Annotated in this window: 12 protein-coding genes; 8 read left to right on the top strand and 4 right to left on the bottom strand. The window is 68.5% G+C overall.

The annotated features are described in order from the left end of the window. The first annotated feature begins 48 nt into the window (after positions 1-48). The 3 genes from pssA to rimI are packed head-to-tail and all read left to right on the top strand — an operon-like array spanning position 49 to position 1804. Entirely contained in the window at positions 49-825 is a 777-nt protein-coding gene (gene pssA, locus FHW78_RS06875) for a CDP-diacylglycerol--serine O-phosphatidyltransferase (protein ID WP_183639101.1), read from the top strand. Next, on the top strand, positions 822-1298 hold the full coding sequence (locus FHW78_RS20160) for a hypothetical protein (protein ID WP_183639099.1): 477 nt from the start codon (positions 822-824) through the stop codon (positions 1296-1298). Before pssA ends, FHW78_RS20160 begins: the two co-directional genes overlap by 4 nt. Before the next feature lie 50 nt (positions 1299-1348). Continuing rightward, positions 1349-1804: a ribosomal protein S18-alanine N-acetyltransferase gene (gene rimI, locus FHW78_RS06865; RefSeq protein WP_183641208.1), complete on the top strand. Its 456-nt coding sequence runs from the start codon at positions 1349-1351 to the stop codon at positions 1802-1804. A gap of 26 nt (positions 1805-1830) precedes the next feature. Here rimI and FHW78_RS06860 read toward each other — a convergent pair whose 3' ends face one another. From FHW78_RS06860 to FHW78_RS06850, 3 genes are all read right to left on the bottom strand, one after another. Beyond that, a complete protein-coding gene (locus FHW78_RS06860) occupies positions 1831-4746 on the bottom strand; it encodes a valine--tRNA ligase (protein WP_183639098.1) in 2916 nt (971 codons plus the stop codon). A 93-nt stretch (positions 4747-4839) separates the two neighbouring features. Next, complete coding sequence (locus FHW78_RS06855; protein WP_183639097.1) at positions 4840-5262, bottom strand: DNA polymerase III subunit chi; 423 nt, start codon at positions 5260-5262, stop codon at positions 4840-4842. 97 nt (positions 5263-5359) lie between these two features. Then, positions 5360-6832, bottom strand: a complete 1473-nt coding sequence (locus tag FHW78_RS06850) for a leucyl aminopeptidase (protein WP_183639096.1) — start codon at positions 6830-6832, stop codon at positions 5360-5362. A 127-nt stretch (positions 6833-6959) separates the two neighbouring features. Here FHW78_RS06850 and lptF point away from each other — a divergent pair, with 127 nt between their 5' ends. Both lptF and lptG read left to right on the top strand, forming a co-directional pair. Continuing rightward, a complete protein-coding gene (gene lptF / locus FHW78_RS06845) occupies positions 6960-8039 on the top strand; it encodes an LPS export ABC transporter permease LptF (protein WP_183639095.1) in 1080 nt (359 codons plus the stop codon). Next, on the top strand, positions 8036-9136 hold the full coding sequence (gene lptG / locus FHW78_RS06840) for an LPS export ABC transporter permease LptG (protein WP_183639094.1): 1101 nt from the start codon (positions 8036-8038) through the stop codon (positions 9134-9136). The genes lptF and lptG overlap by 4 nt, the downstream gene beginning before the upstream one ends. Before the next feature lie 558 nt (positions 9137-9694). Here the strand turns inward: lptG and FHW78_RS06835 are convergent. Beyond that, the gene (locus FHW78_RS06835; protein ID WP_183639093.1) at positions 9695-10171 is read right to left on the bottom strand and encodes an RDD family protein; all 477 of its coding nucleotides are present in this window, start codon (positions 10169-10171) and stop codon (positions 9695-9697) included. A 91-nt stretch (positions 10172-10262) separates the two neighbouring features. On the opposite strand from FHW78_RS06835, the gene xerD reads away from it, so the two are divergent. The 3 genes from xerD to purL all read left to right on the top strand — a co-directional run bounded on the left by xerD (position 10263) and on the right by purL (position 16229). Further along, complete coding sequence (xerD, locus tag FHW78_RS06830; protein WP_183639092.1) at positions 10263-11216, top strand: site-specific tyrosine recombinase XerD; 954 nt, start codon at positions 10263-10265, stop codon at positions 11214-11216. An 88-nt stretch (positions 11217-11304) separates the two neighbouring features. Continuing rightward, positions 11305-12123 (top strand): thioredoxin fold domain-containing protein, encoded by an 819-nt coding sequence (locus FHW78_RS06825; protein ID WP_141455615.1) that lies wholly within the window; start codon positions 11305-11307, stop codon positions 12121-12123. Positions 12124-12317: 194 nt separating this feature from the next. Next, positions 12318-16229, top strand: coding sequence for a phosphoribosylformylglycinamidine synthase (purL, locus tag FHW78_RS06820; protein ID WP_183639091.1), 3912 nt, complete (start codon positions 12318-12320; stop codon positions 16227-16229). Positions 16230-16485: the final 256 nt, after the last annotated feature.

Below are 16485 nucleotides of genomic sequence, written 5' to 3'. Positions count from 1 at the left end.
CCGGGCTGGCAAGCCGGCGGCGGCTGGGCTTGGGCTAAACTGGGACGCATGGACGAAATCAAGCCGCCGCCGCGTTCCCGCGGCATCTACCTGTTGCCGAACCTGTTCACCACCGCCGGCCTGTTCGCGGGTTTCTACGCGATCATCGCCGCCGCCGACGGCCAGTTCGTCAACGCCGCCATCGCGGTGTTCGTGGCGGGGCTGATGGACGGCATCGACGGCCGCGTCGCCCGCCTCACCGGCACCAGCAGCGCGTTCGGCGTGCAGTACGACTCGCTGGCCGATCTGGTCAGCTTCGGCCTGGCGCCGGCGCTGGTGATGTATCACTGGTCGCTTTCGGCGCTGAAGCTGGACAGCGCCGCGATGGGCCGCGTGGGCTGGGCGGTGGCATTCCTCTACGCGGCCTGCGCGGCGTTGCGGCTGGCGCGGTTCAACACCCAGGTCGGCACGGTCGACAAGCGCTGGTTCGTCGGCCTGGCCAGTCCGGCGGCGGCCGGGCTGATGATGTCCTTCGTGTGGGCGTTCGCCGATGGCAGCCTGGGCTGGAACGGCGATGAACTGCGCTACGTGGCGCTGGCGGTGACCATCCTGGCGGCATTGTTGATGGTCAGCCGGATCCGGTTCTGGAGCTTCAAGGGCAGCGGTGAAGGCGGCGCGCGCGCGGATCGGGTGCCGTTCGTGGGCCTGTTCCTGGTCGCGGTGGTGATCGCGATCCTGTTCATCGATCTGCCGCGTGTCCTGTTCGCGGTGGGCGTTTGCTATGCACTGTCCGGTCCTGGCTACTGGCTGTGGCAGCGGATGCGCCGTGGCGAGGCGCGGGCATGAGCCTGTCCGCGCAGACGCCATGGTCGGCAGAGCAGCAGGGCTGGCTGGCGGCGCTGGGCTATACGGTCTGGGTGACCGGCGCGCCGTCGCCCGCCGAGCTGGAGCCGGCGGAGGCCGGCCTGGGCGCCGCCGCGCCGTCGCACGCGCCGGCCTCGCCGCCGCGTGCGGAACCGCCGAAACCTCCCGTGGCCCGTGAACCGGCGGCGGCGCGGGTTGCACCCGCCCTCGATCCCGAATCCTCGCCCGCCCCGGAGCGCGTACGCGCCGCGACGCCGCGCTCCCGCCCGGCCTCGCGGTTGCCGGATCGCCTGCATTTCGCCCTGATCCGCGCGTCGGGCTGCAATCCGAACGCGGAAGGCGCCGCGGAGATCTTCGCGCAGTGGCCGGCCTCTTCGGAACTGCGCGGCAATCCGGCCGCCAAGCGTGCCCTGTGGCCGCGGCTGCGGGCATTGCGCAGGCCATCGGCACCGTGAGCGCGGTCAGCGTCGAGCCGGGCATCGTCCCGTCGGCCTCGTTGCGGCCGATGCGCGATGGCGATCTCGACGCGGTGATGGCGATTGAACAGCGCGCCTATCCGTTTCCCTGGACCCGCGGCATTTTCCGCGACTGCCTCAAGGCCGGTTATCCGGCCTGGGTGATGGTCGAGCATGGCCTGGTGATCGGCTATGGCCTGATCAGCATCGCCGCCGACGAAGCCCACATCCTCAATGTCTGCGTGACGCCCGAACGGCAGGGACGCGGCCTGGGCCGGTACTTGCTGCGCGCGCTGGTGAAGCAGGCGGGTGATCTGCGCGCGGGCCGCGTGTTCCTGGAGGTCCGCCCGTCCAACCTGGGCGCGATCCGGCTGTACCACAGCGAAGGCTTCAACGAGATCGGCCGGCGGCCGCGCTACTACCCGGCCCGCGACGGGCGCGAGGACGCGCTGGTGATGGCGATCGAACTGGTCGCCGGCGACATCGAGAAGATGCCGCCGCTGTAGGGTGGGCCTTGGCCCACTCCGTCGGATTACAGCTTGGCGCGCTGTTCGCGCAGGCCGTTGAGCTGGGTGGTCCATTCGGCCAGGCGCTGGCGCTCCTGCTCGACCACCGCCGCCGGCGCGTTCTGCACGAAGGTGGCGTTGCCCAGCTTGCCGTTGCACTTGCCGATTTCGGCTTCCACGCGCTTGATTTCCTTGTCCAGGCGGGTGCGCTCGGCATCCAGGTCGACCAGGCCCTCCAGCGGCACCAGCAGCTTCAGCTCACCGACCATCGCCGCGGCGGAGGCGGGAGCCGCGGCGTCCACCGCCAGCCATTCGATGGCTTCGAGCTTGAGCAGGAACGACAGCGAAGCGGCATGTCGCTCGATCCGCTGGCGATCCTGCGCGGTGCCGGCTTGAAGGAGCAGGCGGACGCTGCGCGAGGGCGCGACGTTCAGTTCGCTGCGCACGCGGCGCAACGCGGTGACCATGGTCTTGAGCCACTCGACGTCCGCCTCGGCGTGGCCGAAATCCTGGCCGGCGAAGTCCCCGCTCGCGGGATACGGGCGCAGCGAAATGGTCTCGCCGGCGATGCCCAGTCGCGGTGCCACCTGCTGCCACAGCTCCTCGGTGACGAAGGGAATCAGCGGGTGCAGCAGGCGCAGCAGCGTTTCCAGCACGTGCAGCAAGGTGTGGCGGGTGCTGTCGGCGGCCGCCGCGTCGCTGCCGTTGAGCGCCGGCTTGGCCAGTTCGACGAACCAGTCGCAGAACTCGTTCCAGGCGAATTCGTACAGGGATTGCGCCAGCAGATCGAAGCGGTAGTTGGCGAAGTGGGTTTCGGCTTCGGCGGTGGCCTTGGCCAGGCGGGCGAGGATCCACTTTTCGGCGTCGGTGACGGGATTGGGGATTGCGGTGCGTCCATCGGCACCGTTGCCTCCACCTGCCGGGCGGCCCCCATCTGCCCTTCGGGCATCTTCCCTCGCTTGCTGGGGAAGAGTAAGGGGAACGGTCCCCGCTTGCGGGGGAAGAGTAGGGGGCACGGTCCCCACTTGCGAGGGAAGGGTGAAGGTGGCGGTGTTCATCAGCACGAAGCGGCTGGCGTTCCACAGCTTGTTGCAGAAGTTCTTGTAGCCTTCGGCGCGGCCGAGATCGAACTTGATGTCGCGGCCATGGGTGGCCAGCGCGGCGATGGTGAAGCGCAGCGCGTCGGCGCCGTGCTGGGCGATGCCGTCCGGGAATTCCTTGCGGGTGGCCTTCTCGATCTTCTCGGCCATCTTCGGCTGCATCAGCCCACGGGTGCGCTTGGCGACCAGATCCTCCAGCGAGATGCCGTCGATGATGTCGAGCGGATCCAGCACGTTGCCCTTGGACTTGGACATCTTCTGGCCGTCCTTGTCGCGGATCAGGCCGGTCATGTAGACGTCCCTGAAGGGCACCTTGCCGGTGAAATGGTCGGTCGCCATGACCATGCGCGCGACCCAGAAGAAGATGATGTCGAAGCCGGTGACCAGCACCGAGGACGGCAGGTAGCGGTCATAGCCGCGTGCCGCCATCGCCTGCGGGTCCGGCCAGCCCAGGGTGCTGAACGGCCACAGCTGCGAGGAGAACCAGGTTTCCAGCACGTCGCTGTCCTGGGTCAGCGCCACGTCGGCGGACAGTCCGGCCCTGGCGCGCGCTTCGGCCTCGTCGCGGCCGACGTAGCAGCGGCCCTCGGCGTCGAACCAGGCCGGAATGCGGTGGCCCCACCAGAGCTGGCGGCTGATGCACCAGTCCTGGATGTTCTCCATCCAGTGGCGGTAGGTATTGATCCAGTTCGGCGGCACGAACTTCACCTCGCCGTTCTCGACCAGTTCCAGGCCGCGACGGGCCAGGCGGTCCATCTTCACGAACCACTGGTCGGTCAGGTACGGCTCGATCACCTGGCCGGTGCGATCGCCGCGCGGCACCTGCAGCTTGTGCGGCTTGGTTTCCACCAGCAGTCCGGCTTCCTCCAGGTCCGCCAGCACCGCCTTGCGCGCGTCGTAGCGATCCAGGCCGCGATATTTCTCCGGCGCGTTGTCATTGATGGTGGCGGTGGGAGTGAACAGGTTGATCAGCGGCAGTTCGTGGCGCACGCCCACCTGGTAGTCGTTGAAATCGTGCGCGGGGGTCACCTTGACCACGCCGGTGCCGAACTCGCGGTCCACGTAGTCGTCGGCGATCACCGGGATCTCGCGATCGGTCAGCGGCAGCTTCACCGCCTTGCCGATCAGGTGCGCATAGCGCTCGTCTTCCGGATGCACCATCACCGCGACGTCGCCGAGCATGGTTTCCGGACGGGTGGTGGCCACGGTCACGCTGCCGCTGCCATCGGCCAGCGGATAGGCGATCGACCACAGGAAGCCGTCTTCCTCGACGTTCTCCACTTCCAGATCGGAAATCGCCGTCTTCAGCACCGGATCCCAGTTGACCAGCCGCTGGCCGCGATAGATCAGGCCTTCCTCGTGCCAGCGCACGAACGCTTCGATCACCGCGCGCGAGGGTTCCGGATCCATGGTGAAAGTGCTGCGCGACCAGTCGCCGGAGGTGCCCAGGCGGCGCATCTGCCGCTCGATGATGTCGCCGGATTCGGCCTTCCACTCCCAGACCTTGCCGATGAAGCCTTCGCGGCCCAGACCGTCGCGGGTCAGGTTTTCCTGGCTCAGGTTGCGCGCCACGACCATCTCGGTGGCGATGCCGGCGTGATCGGTACCGACCTGCCACAACGTGTCGAAACCGCGCATGCGGTGGTAGCGGATCAGCGCATCCATGATGGTCTGCTGGAACGCATGGCCCATGTGCAGGGTGCCGGTGACGTTCGGCGGCGGCAGCAGGATCGTGTACGGCTCGCCTTCGCCGCGCGGCTTGAAATGGCCGGCGCTTTCCCACTCGGCGTACAGGCGGGATTCGAAGGTTTTCGGGTCGTAGCTGGAGGCGAGATCGGTCATTGGGGACGGGATTCGGGATTGGGGATTTGGGATTCGTGATGGAGCGGGATGCGGCGAGCGACATCTCCAATCCCCAATCCCGAATCCCGGGCATCACATGTCGTACTTGTTCACGTCGAAGCCGCGCGCCTTGTACTGCTTCCAGCGTTCGCGCAGCGGGTCGCGCGCGGCCGGATCGGCGGGCACCACTTCCAGCACCCGCTCGCAGGTGCCGGCATAGGCATCGTCGCGCAGATTGATCACCAGCGTGCGCGAGGGCGCGTCGAAGTCGGGCGTGGCGATCAGGACCGGGGTCAGATCGTCTTCCTCGTCGGTGCCGGCAATCTGGTGCGGGATGTAGGCATCGTCGTCGAACGACCACAACAGCTCGTCCAACGCTTCGGCCTGCTCGGCGTCACGCGCCAGGATCAGCGTCCAGTGGTTGCCGTCATAGGCCTTGCGCGCCAGCTCGCACACCAGCCGCAAAGGCTCCTCCAGGAACCGGGGCTTGGCGATGAGGTAGAAATCGGCGCGCATGTGGGGGCTGGGATTCGTGATTGGGGATTGGGGATTTGCGGAAGCGTCTTCAGTGGATTCGGGATTCATGCCTGGCACGAATCCCGAATCCCGAATCTCAAATCCCGGCCCTGTCGAGCAACCACTGCGCCAGCAGGCCGACCGGGCGGCCGGTGGCCATGCCGCGCTTGCCTTCGTCGTTGGCGACGCCGGCGATGTCCAGGTGGGCCCAGCGCTGGCCTTCGGTGAAGCGGGCCAGGAAGCAGCCGGCGGTGATCGCGCCGGCCCAGCGGCCGCCGATGTTGTAGACGTCGGCGAAGGTGGAATCGAGCTGGGTCTGGTACTCGTCCCACAGCGGCAGGCGCCAGGCGCGGTCGAAGACCTGTTCGCCGGCGGCCAGCAGTTCGTTGGACAGATCGTCGTGCTTGCTCATAAGACCGGTGGCGTAGCGGCCGAGGGCGACGATGCACGCGCCGGTCAGGGTGGCGGCGTCGACCAGCGCCTGCGGTTCGAAACGCTGCGCGTAGGTCAGCGCGTCGCACAGGATCAGGCGGCCCTCGGCGTCGGTGTTGCCGACTTCGATGGTCTTGCCCGACATGCTGGTGATGACGTCGGACGGGCGGTAGGCGTTGCCGTCGATGGCGTTCTCGACCGCCGGCACGATCACCACCAGGTTCAGCGGCAGCTGCATCTTCACCGCCGCCACGAAGGCGCCGAGGACGCTGCCGGCGCCCAGCATGTCGTACTTCATCTCCTCGATGCCGCCCTGGGTCTTCAGGTTGACGCCGCCGGTGTCGAAGGTGATGCCCTTGCCGACCAGCACGAAGGGCTTGGCATCGCCGCCGTTGTTCCACTTCAGCACGATCAGGCGCGGCCGGTTGGCCGAGCCGCGGGCCACCGCCAGCAGCGAACCCATGCCGAGGGTTTCCATCTGCGCCTCGTCCAGCACCTCGCATTCGGCGCCGTTGTCGGCGGCGAACTTCTGCGACTGCTCGGCCAGGTAGGCGGGATTGCAGATATTCGGCGGCAGGTTGCCCAGCTCGCGGGTGAACTGCACGCCGGCCGCGATCGCCGCGCCCTGCGCCAGCGCCTGCGCGTCTTCGCCGGAAATGGCGAAACGGGCCAGGCCGGGTTCGTCGTTCTTCTTCTTGCCCAGGGTGGCGGTGTAGCGGTAGCAGGCATGGTCGGCGGCGATCACCGCCTGGCGGATCTTCCAGGCCGCGTCGCGGTCCTTGACCTCGACTTCGGCCAGGGTGAACAGCGCGCTGGCCGAGGGGCCGGCCTTCAGCGTGCGGGCGGCGTCGCCGACCGCCTTCAGGTACTGCGGCACCCCGAACTTCGCCGCCTCGCCCAGTCCCACCACCAGCACGCGCGGCGCGGCCACGCCCGGCAGGTCGTGCAGGAGCGCGGTCTTGCCGGTCTTGCCGCTGATGTCGCCGCGCGCGACCAGGGCCGCCAGACGGCCGCCGCTGGCGGCGTCGATGGCCTGGGCGGCCGGGGTCAGGGTCTTGTCGCCATAGGCGCCAACCACCACGCAATCGACGCCGGCGCTGGCCGGGGCGTCATGGTTCAGGGTGAATTCCAGGGTCATTGAGCAGATTCCATGGCCAGTTCCGTACAATCGCGGGTCCTGTCGAAGGGCGGGCTTCCCGTGCGGAAGCGCAAGACCGCCGTCTGCCGACGCCAGCGAACGAACCCCGGATTGTAAAACAAGCACGATGCCGAAGCTGGACCGCTACCTGTTCCGAGAATTCACCCAGAGCTTCCTGGCCACCCTGATCATCCTGCTGATGGTCAGCGTGGGCGGGGTGATGGCCGACATCCTGGGCAAGGTGGCCGACGGCAAGGTGCCGGCCCGGCTGCTGCTGTCCCAGCTGGGGCTGCAGTTCCTGGGCTATCTGCCCTACATCCTGCCGCTGGCGCTGATGCTGGGGCTGCTGCTGGCCTTTTCCCGCCTTTATCGCGACTCGGAGATGGCCGTGTTCACCGGTACCGGGGTGGGCCCGCGCCGCCTGCTGAGGCCGCTGTTGCTGCTGGTCGTGCCGGTGGTGGCCGCGGTGGCGTTGTGCTCGCTGTGGCTCGGCCCCTGGGCCAAGCGGACCGCCGAGAACATGCTGGACCAGGCCAATCGCAGCCTGGTCGTGTCCGGGCTGGAGGCGGGCAAGTTCACCGTGCTCTCGAACGGCACCGTGGTCTACGTCAGCGGCATCTCCGCCGACGGCACCACCCTGAACCGCGTGTTCATGCACCGGCAGAAGGAGGATCGCCTGGACGTGGTCACCGCCCAGCACGGGCAGATGTTCTTCGAGGGCCAGCGCAAGCGCTATCTGCGCCTGACCGACGGATTCCGGGTCGAGGGCCCGGCCGGGGAGGGCCTGGACTACCGGCTGATGCGCTATGCCAGCAACGAATCGGCGCTGCCGGATCGCACCGACACCCTGGACCAGAACGATCCCGAGGTGCTGTCCACGCCGGCCCTGCTGGGTGACGACCGGCCGGGCGCCAATGCCCAGCTGCACGCCCGCCTGACCCCGCCGCTGCTGGCGCTGGCGTTCGCGCTGCTGACCCTGCCGCTGTCGCGCAGTTCGCCGAGGCAGGCGCGCTATGGGCGGGTCATGCTGGGGTTCCTGGCCTACCTGGTCGGCGTCAGCCTGATGTTCAACGGCACCCAGTTGCTCACCGACGGCAAGCTGCCGGGCTTCGTCGGCCTGTGGTGGCTGACCCTGCCGCTGCTGGCCGCGGCCATCTGGTTCTATCTGCGTGACGGCAAGCTGGGCCGTCCGAGGGCGCGCGCATGAGGCTGCGTCCGAATCTGCACGATCTGTATGTTGGCCGGGTGGTGCTGGCCACGGTGTTGCTGACCTGGGCGGTGCTGGTCGGCCTGGACCTGGTGATGGCGCTGTCCAACGAGGTCAGTGACATCGGCAAGGGCAACTACACCTTCGGCCACGCGGTGGCCTGGCTGGCTTACACGGTGCCGCGCCGCGCCTACACGATGTTCCCGACCGCGGCGGTGATCGGTTCGCTGATGGGCCTGGGCCAGTTGGCGGCCAGCTCCGAGCTGACCGCGCTGCGCGCGCTGGGCCTGTCGCGGCGACGCCTGAGCATCTCGGTGGCGGCCGCGCTCGGCATCCTGACCGCGCTGATGGTGTTCAGCGGCGAGACCCTGGGCCCGTGGGGCCAGCGCCAGGCCGACGTGCTGAAGAACAGCGCCCGCAGCGGCGACGTGGCGGTGGATCGCTTCTCCGGCCTGTGGGCGCGCGAAGGCAATACCTTCATGTACGCGCAGAGCGGCGAGGAGCGCAAGGAAGACGGCCGCAACTGGCTGCAGCTGCGCGATGTCCGCCTGTACGAACTGGCTCCCGACGGCCGCCTGGCCTCGATCGCCCACGCGGCGACCGCCGAGCATCTGGAGGGCCACTGGCTGTTGAAGAACGTGCGCCGGACCACCTTCCACGCGCGTTCGGTGACCCAGCAGCAGGTGCTGGGCGAGCGCTGGGAATCCAAGCTCGACGCGGCGGTGTTGTCGTCCGGCCTGACCAAGGCGCGCAACCTGCCGACCCGCGAACTCGGCCAGAACATCGACTACCGCAAGCGCAACGGGCTGGATGCGCGCGAGTACGAGGATCTGTACTGGAGCCGCTGGTTCTATCCGCTCAACGTACTGGCGCTGTGCCTGGCCGCGATCCCGTTCGCGTTCGGCAGCCTGCGCAGCGGCGGCATGGGCAAGCGCCTGTTCCTGGGCATCATCTTCGCGGTCAGCTTCTGGGCGCTGCAATTGCAGTTCGTGCGCCTGGCCAGCGCGTTCCACATGGACTTCCGCATCGCCTACGCGATGCCGCCGATCCTGCTGCTGGCGGTGTCGGCCTGGATGTTCCGACGGCGCAGCGCATAGCGTCGCGCCGCGCCCCGACCCACTTCCGGTGACGGGGTATCGAACGCGCCGCAGCGCGCCGGGAAAACAATGCGTCAGCGCTTCCGCTTCGGCAGACGGATCATCCGCGTGCCGCTGAAGCGGTCATGCCGCGCCCCGACCCACTTCCGGTGACGGGGTATCGAACGCGCCGCAGCGCGCCGGGAAAACAATGCGTCAGCGCTTCCGCTTCGGCAGACGGATCATCCGCGTGCCGCTGAAGCGGTCATGCCGCGCCCCGACCCACTTCCGGTGACGGGGTATCGAACGCGCCGCAGCGCGCCGGGAAAACAATGCGTCAGCGCTTCTGCTTCGGCAATCGGATCATCCGCGTGCCGCTGAAGCGGTCATGCCGCGCCCCGACCCATTTTCGGTGACGGGGTATCGAACGCGCCGCAGCGCGCCGGGAAAACAATGCGTCAGCGCTCCTGCTTCGGCAATCGGATCATCCGCGTGCCGCTGAAGCGGTCATGCCGCGCCCCGACCCACTTTCGGTGGCGGGGTATCGAACGCGCCGCAGCGCGCCGGGAAAACAATGCGTCAGCGCTTCTGCCTGGGCAGCCGGATCATCCGCGTGCCGCTGAAGCGGTCATGCCACGCCAACCGATCCCGATCGACCCACGCCCACCAGAACCCCAATCCGCCCAGTCCCAGCGACAGCGTGGCGACGGCAAACCGCAGCCACAGTGCGCGCATCGTCGGTGGTCCACCCTGCGCGTCCACCACCTTCAACCGCCACGGACGCATGCCCAGCGTCTGTCCGCCGCGCGCCCAACTGAGCGTCGCGTATAGCCCGGCCACGGTCCAGCAGCACAGCCAGAGCAGGAGCTGCAGCGGACTGTAGGGCGCGATGTTCTCGCGTGCGGCGTGGTGGCCCAGGAAGGTGTAGCCGAGGGTGAAGGCCAGGGAGATGAGCATACACAGCGCCAGGACCGGCCATACGTCGTAGAGCAGTGACAGCAGGCGCCAGCCGATCAGGGCGCGGGGTTTTTCGGTGGGTGTGGCGGACGCGGTCATCGCAAAAGGATAGCGCGCCGCCGCGCGCGCGGTGCCAATGGACCCGCATTCCCGCATGCGTCCGTGCGCGGATCTGACCTAAGCTTGCGCGATGACTTCCCGCACGCCCGCCGAGCGCCGCCAGCAAGTACAGGCGCTGCCCCCCGTTCCCGACGCCGACGCCGCGGTCATCGCGGCGTTCCTGGATGCCACCTGGGCCGAGAGCGGCCTGGCGCGCCCTTCGCTGGACAGCTACCGGCGGGATCTGGAGGGCTTCGCGCGCTGGCGCAATGGCGCGCACGGCGGCTTGGCGCAGGCCGATCGCGCCGCCCTGTTCGACTACTTCGCCTGGCGTACCCGCGAAGGCTACTCGCCGCGCAGCAACGCGCGGCTGCTGTCGTCGCTGCGGGCCTTCTTCGCCCATCGTCTGCGTCGCGGCGATCGCGGCGACGATCCAACCGCCTTGCTGGACCCGCCGAAGCTGCCGCGCTCGCTGCCCAAGGCGCTGGCCGAGTCGGAGATCGACGCGCTGCTGGCGGCGCCGCTGGCCGATACGCCCGAGGGCCTGCGCGATCGCGCGATGCTGGAGCTGATGTACGCGGCGGGACTGCGCGTCAGCGAACTGGTCAATCTGCCGGCCACCGCGGTCAATCTGCGCCAGGGCGTGATCCGGGTGACCGGAAAGGGCAGCAAGGAGCGGCTGGTGCCGCTGGGCGAGGAATCGCAGCACTGGCTGGAAACCTATCTGGCGCAAGCGCGGCCGGCGCTCGCCAACAAGCGCAGCCTGGCGGCGCTGTTCCTCACGCCGCGAGGCGAAGCGCCAAGCCGGCAGCAATTCTGGACCCTGGTCAAACGTTACGCCGCCGTGGCCGGCATCGATCCGGTACGGATCAGCCCGCACGGTCTGCGCCACAGTTTCGCCACCCATCTGCTCAACCGCGGCGCGGATCTGCGCGCGCTGCAACTGCTGCTGGGCCACAGTTCGCTGTCCACCACCCAGATCTACACCCTGGTCGCGCGCGAGCATCTGAAGCAACTGCACGGCAAGCACCATCCGCGCGCCTGAGACCCGGTTAATCGAACTGACTCGGGGCTGTGCGAGAATTGCCCGCATCCTGACTGGCCGCCCCCGGCGGAATTGAAACGAGATGCCGATGACCCGCCTTCTTTCCATCGCGCTGCTGGGCGCTTTCAGCCTCACCGCATGCGCGCAGGCACCGCAGGCGCCGGGCGCCGACAACAAGTCCGCGCCGGCTTCCGCCAATGCGGCTTCCAGCGGCGGTCCTGCCGATGCCAAGGTGCGCGAGGCGATCAAGCGACTCAATCCGCAGATCAGCGTCGAATATGTCGGCGTGGCGCCGCTGCCCGGCTTCCGCGAAGTGATCGCCGGCGGCCAGCTGGTCTACATCAGCGACGATGGCCGCTACCTGGTGCAGGGCGCGGTGGTCGACCTGCAGGGTGGCAACCGCGAACTGATGAAGGGCAGCCCGGCGATGGCGCGCTATCGCGCCGATCTGCTCAAGTCGGTGCCGCACGCCGATCGCATCGTGTTCTCGCCGCCGAACGCCAAGTACACGGTCAGCGTGTTCACCGACATCGAATGCGGCTACTGCCGCAAGCTGCACAGCGAGATCGCCGAGATCAACCGGCAGGGCATCGCGGTGGAGTACCTGGCGTTCCCGCGCATGGGCCTGGGCAGCCAGGACCACAAGGACATGATCTCGGTCTGGTGCTCGACCGATCGCAAGAAGGCGCTGACGGAAGCCAAGTCCGGCCGCCCGGTGCAGTCGCGCGACTGCACCAACCCGGTCACCATGGAATACAACATCGGCCAGCGGGTCGGCGTGGACGGCACCCCGGCGATCTTCGCCGCCGACGGCACCCAGCTGGGCGGCTACCTGCCGCCGGCCGCCCTGCGCAAGGCGCTGGACGACCTGGCCGCCGAGCAAGCCAAGGCCGGCGGCGCGCCCTGACCGAAGCTCCCGTCTTTTGGGATGCCCGAAGGCCGGTCCCCTTGCAGGGGCCGGCCTTTTTCATGCCCGGGCGCCGGCCCGCGGGCGCCAGAGGTCCGGCCAGGAGCCGGATCCGGGCTGGGTCGGGTCCGGGAACCCGGCCTCCGTTACAATAGCGGGCCCCGTCCTGACGGCACGCTCCCACGGTTCCGGACATGATCGTCCTCGAAGGCCAGCCGGCCTTGTCGCAATTCCGCCGCGCGCGGCTCGAAAGCAAGCTCCAGTCCCTGATCCCCCACGTCCGCATCCGCGGTGCCTGGCACGTCTATTTCATCGATGCCGATGCCTCGGCAAGCCTCGACGAAGCGACCCTGCGCCGCATCCTGCAGGCGCATGAACAGCCAGAGCCGCTGGCCGCGGGCGGGGTCTCCCGCTTCGTCGTGCCGCGCCTGGGCACCCTGTCGCCGTGGGCCAGCAAGGCCACCGAACTGCTGCGCGGCGCCGGCCTGGAACTGCACCGGGTCGAACGCGGCATGCGCATCGATCTGGAAGGCTGGACCGACGACATGCCCGCGCTGGCCAAGGCGCTGCATGACCCGATGACGCAATCCCTGCTGGCCGCCCGCGAACAGGCGGCGGCGCTGTTCACCACGCCGGCACGCGGTGAGCTGGAACGCATCCCGCTGGACCAGTTGGAAACCGCCAACACCCGCCTGGGCCTGGCGCTGGCCGATGACGAGATCGCCTACCTGCGCGATCGCTACCGCGAGCTGGGCCGGGATCCGTCCGACGTCGAACTGATGATGTTCGCGCAGGCCAATTCCGAGCACTGCCGGCACAAGATCTTCAATGCGTCCTGGACCATCGACGGCAAGGAAATGCTGGTCAATGGCGGTCCGCAGTCCTTGTTCCGGATGATCAAGCACACCCACGCGCAGACGCCGCAGTACACGCTGTCGGCCTACCGCGACAACGCGGCGGTGGTGGAAGGCTATCCGGCCGCGCGCTTCCGCCCGGACGGGCAGGGCCGTTACCGGGTCGAGGCGACCCTGGACTCGGCGTTCTGCATCAAGGTCGAGACCCACAACCATCCCACCGCGATTGCGCCGTTCCCCGGCGCCAGCACCGGCGCCGGCGGCGAGATCCGCGACGAGGGCGCGACCGGTCGCGGCGGCAAGCCCAAGGCCGGCCTGACCGGCTTCAGTGTTTCCCATCTGCGCATTCCCACGCTGCCGCAGCCGTGGGAAGCCGGGCGCGCGCTCAATCCGCGCATGGCGCCCGCGCTGGAAATCATGCTGGACGGCCCGCTGGGCGGCGCCGCGTTCAACAACGAATTCGGCCGTCCCAACCTGCTGGGTTATTTCCGCAGCTTCGAACTGGCGCAGGGCGATGCGCTGGCGCGTGCCTACGACAAGCCGATCATGCTGGCTGGCGGCCTGGGTGCGATCGATCGCATCCAGGTGCAGAAGAAGACGCTGTCCGCCGGCGACGCGGTGATCGTGCTCGGCGGTCCGGCGATGCTGATCGGCCTGGGCGGCGGCGCGGCCAGTTCGGTGGCCTCCGGCGAGAGCGCCGAGGAACTGGATTTCGCCAGCGTGCAGCGTGACAACCCGGAAATGGAGCGGCGCTGCCAGGAAGTCATCGATCGCTGCGTGGCGATGGGCGAGGACAATCCGATCCTGTGGTTCCATGACGTCGGCGCGGGCGGCCTGTCCAACGCCATTCCGGAACTGCTGCATGATTCAGGCGTCGGCGGCGTGATCGATCTGGGCAAGGTGCCCACCGACGATCCCTCGCTGTCGCCGATGCAGTTGTGGTGCAACGAATCCCAGGAACGCTACGTGCTCGGTGTGCCGCAGGCGCGGCTGGCCGAGTTCGCCGCGTTGTGCGAGCGCGAGCGCTGTCCGTTCGCGGCGGTCGGCGTGGCGACGACGGAAGAGCGCCTGGTGGTGGCCTACGGCGCGACTGTCGACGCGATTCCCGCCGATGCGCCGATCGATCTGCCGATGGACGTGCTGTTCGGCAAGGCGCCGAAGATGCATCGCGAAGCCCGCCATCCCGCGCCCGCACCGTGGCCTGCGCTGGAAACGGCGAAGCTCGACCTGCATGAGGCCGGCCTGCGGGTGCTCGCGCATCCCACCGTGGCGGCCAAGCAGTTCCTGATCACGATCGGCGATCGCAGTGTCGGCGGCCTGACCGCGCGCGATCAGCTGATCGGTCCATGGCAGATGCCGGTCGCCGACTGCGCGATCACCCTGTCGGACTACAGCCGCTTCAGCGGCGAGGCGATGGCGATCGGCGAACGCACGCCGCTGGCGCTGCTGGACGCCGCCGCCGCCGCCCGCATGGCGGTGGGCGAGGCGATCACCAACCTGTGCGCCGCGCCGATCGAGTCGCTGGACCGAATCAAGCTGTCGGCCAACTGGATGGCCGCCGCCGGCCACGACGGTGAAGACGCGCTTCTGTTCGACGCGGTCCGCGCCGTGGGCATGGAATTGTGTCCGGACATCGACCTGAGCATTCCGGTCGGCAAGGACTCGCTGTCGATGCAGGCGCAATGGCAGGGCGCGGACGGCCCGCAGAAATCGGTGTCGCCGGTGTCGCTGGTGATCAGTGCGTTCGCGCCGGTGACCGACGTGCGCCGGCAGCTCACTCCGCTGCTGCAGCGCGAGGAAGCCAGCGATCTGTGGCTGATCGGCCTGGGCGCGGGCAAGAAGCGGCTGGGTGGTTCGATCCTGGCGCAGGTCCATCCGGAAGCTGGCCATCGCCACGGCCTGCCGGCGTTCGCCGGCGACGAAGCCGATGACGGCGTGCCGGATCTGGACGACCCGCAGCGGCTGCGTGATTTCTTCGCGCTGATCCGCGACGCGCGCGAGGCCGGCCTGCTGCTGGCCTATCACGATCGCAGCGATGGTGGCGCATTCGCGACCCTGTGCGAAATGGCGTTCGCCTCGCACCTGGGACTGGACATCAACCTCGATGGCTGGGGCGATGATCCGTTCCGCACCCTGTTCGCCGAGGAACTGGGCGCGGTGGTGCAGGTGGCCGACGAGGATCGCGCGGCGTTCGCCGATCTGGTCGAACGCCATGCGCTCACCGAATGCGCGCAGCGCATCGCCCGCCCGAGCACGGCCCCGGTGATCCGCGTGCAGCAGGATGGCGAGACCCTGAGCGAATGGCGTTGGGAAGCGCTGTTCGATGCGTGGTGGTCGGTGACCCACGCGATGCAGAAGCTGCGCGACAACCCGGAAGCGGCCGATCAGGAGCGCGACGTGGCGCGCCAGTTCACCGCCGCCGGACTCAAGCCGAAGCTCGCCTTCGATCCGTCCGAGGATGTGGCCGCGCCGTTCATCGCCACCGGCGCGCGCCCGAAGGTCGCGATCCTGCGCGAGCAGGGCGTCAACGGGCAGATCGAGATGGCGTCGGTGTTCGATCGCGCCGGATTCGACGCCTACGACGTGCACATGAGCGACCTGGTCGCCGGCCGTGTGTCGTTGGCCGATTTCAAGGGTTTCGCCGCCTGCGGCGGCTTCAGCTACGGCGACGTGCTTGGCGCGGGGCGCGGCTGGGCCACCTCGGTGCTGGAGCGGGCCGCGCTGCGCGAGGCGTTCGCCACGTTCTTCGCGCGCGGCGACACCTTCTCGCTGGGCGTGTGCAACGGCTGCCAGATGCTGAGCCAGCTCAAGGACATCATCCCCGGTGCGACGCACTGGCCGCGCTTCCTGCGCAATCGCAGCGAGCAGTTCGAAGCCCGCACCTCGCTGCTGGAAGTGCTGGAGTCGCCTTCGATCCTGCTGCGCGGCATGGCCGGCTCGCGCATCCCGGTCGCGGTCGCGCACGGCGAGGGACGCGCCGAGTTCGACAGCGCGGTGGACCAGGCCGCGGTGCGGGTCGCGCTGCGCTACATCGACGGCGAAGGCAACGCGGCCACGCAGTATCCGCTCAACCCCAACGGCTCGCCCGACGGCATCACCGGCCTGACCAGCGACGACGGCCGCTCCACCATCCTGATGCCGCACCCGGAGCGTACCCCGCGCAGCGTCAACCTGAGCTGGGCGCCGTCCGACTGGCACGAGGACTCGCCGTGGCTGCGGATGTTCCGCAACGCGCGGGTGTGGGTGGGCTGAGCGAAGGCCTTATCGCGATGACGGAAAAAGCGGCGCTTCGGCGCCGCTTTTTTTTTTCGGTACCGCACGATCCCAATGCCACTGCGGTGGCGGGATGGCGTTCGCGATACCGACGGAATGTCAATGTTAGTTGACGGCGCCATCCCGTCTGCAGACTATCCGACGGCACAGGTTTGAGGGTTCCGTTCCCGAGCCTGCAACGGAAGCCTCATCGACGGGTGTTTCCGTCCACCCGGGGGTCATCTCCAACCAAGAC

This window comes from Pseudoxanthomonas sp. OG2, assembly GCF_014192765.1.
Classification (GTDB): Bacteria; Pseudomonadota; Gammaproteobacteria; order Xanthomonadales; family Xanthomonadaceae; genus Pseudoxanthomonas_A; species Pseudoxanthomonas_A beigongshangi.
Note: the sequence above shows the minus strand (reverse complement) of the source record. Positions and strands in the feature narration are given on the sequence as shown.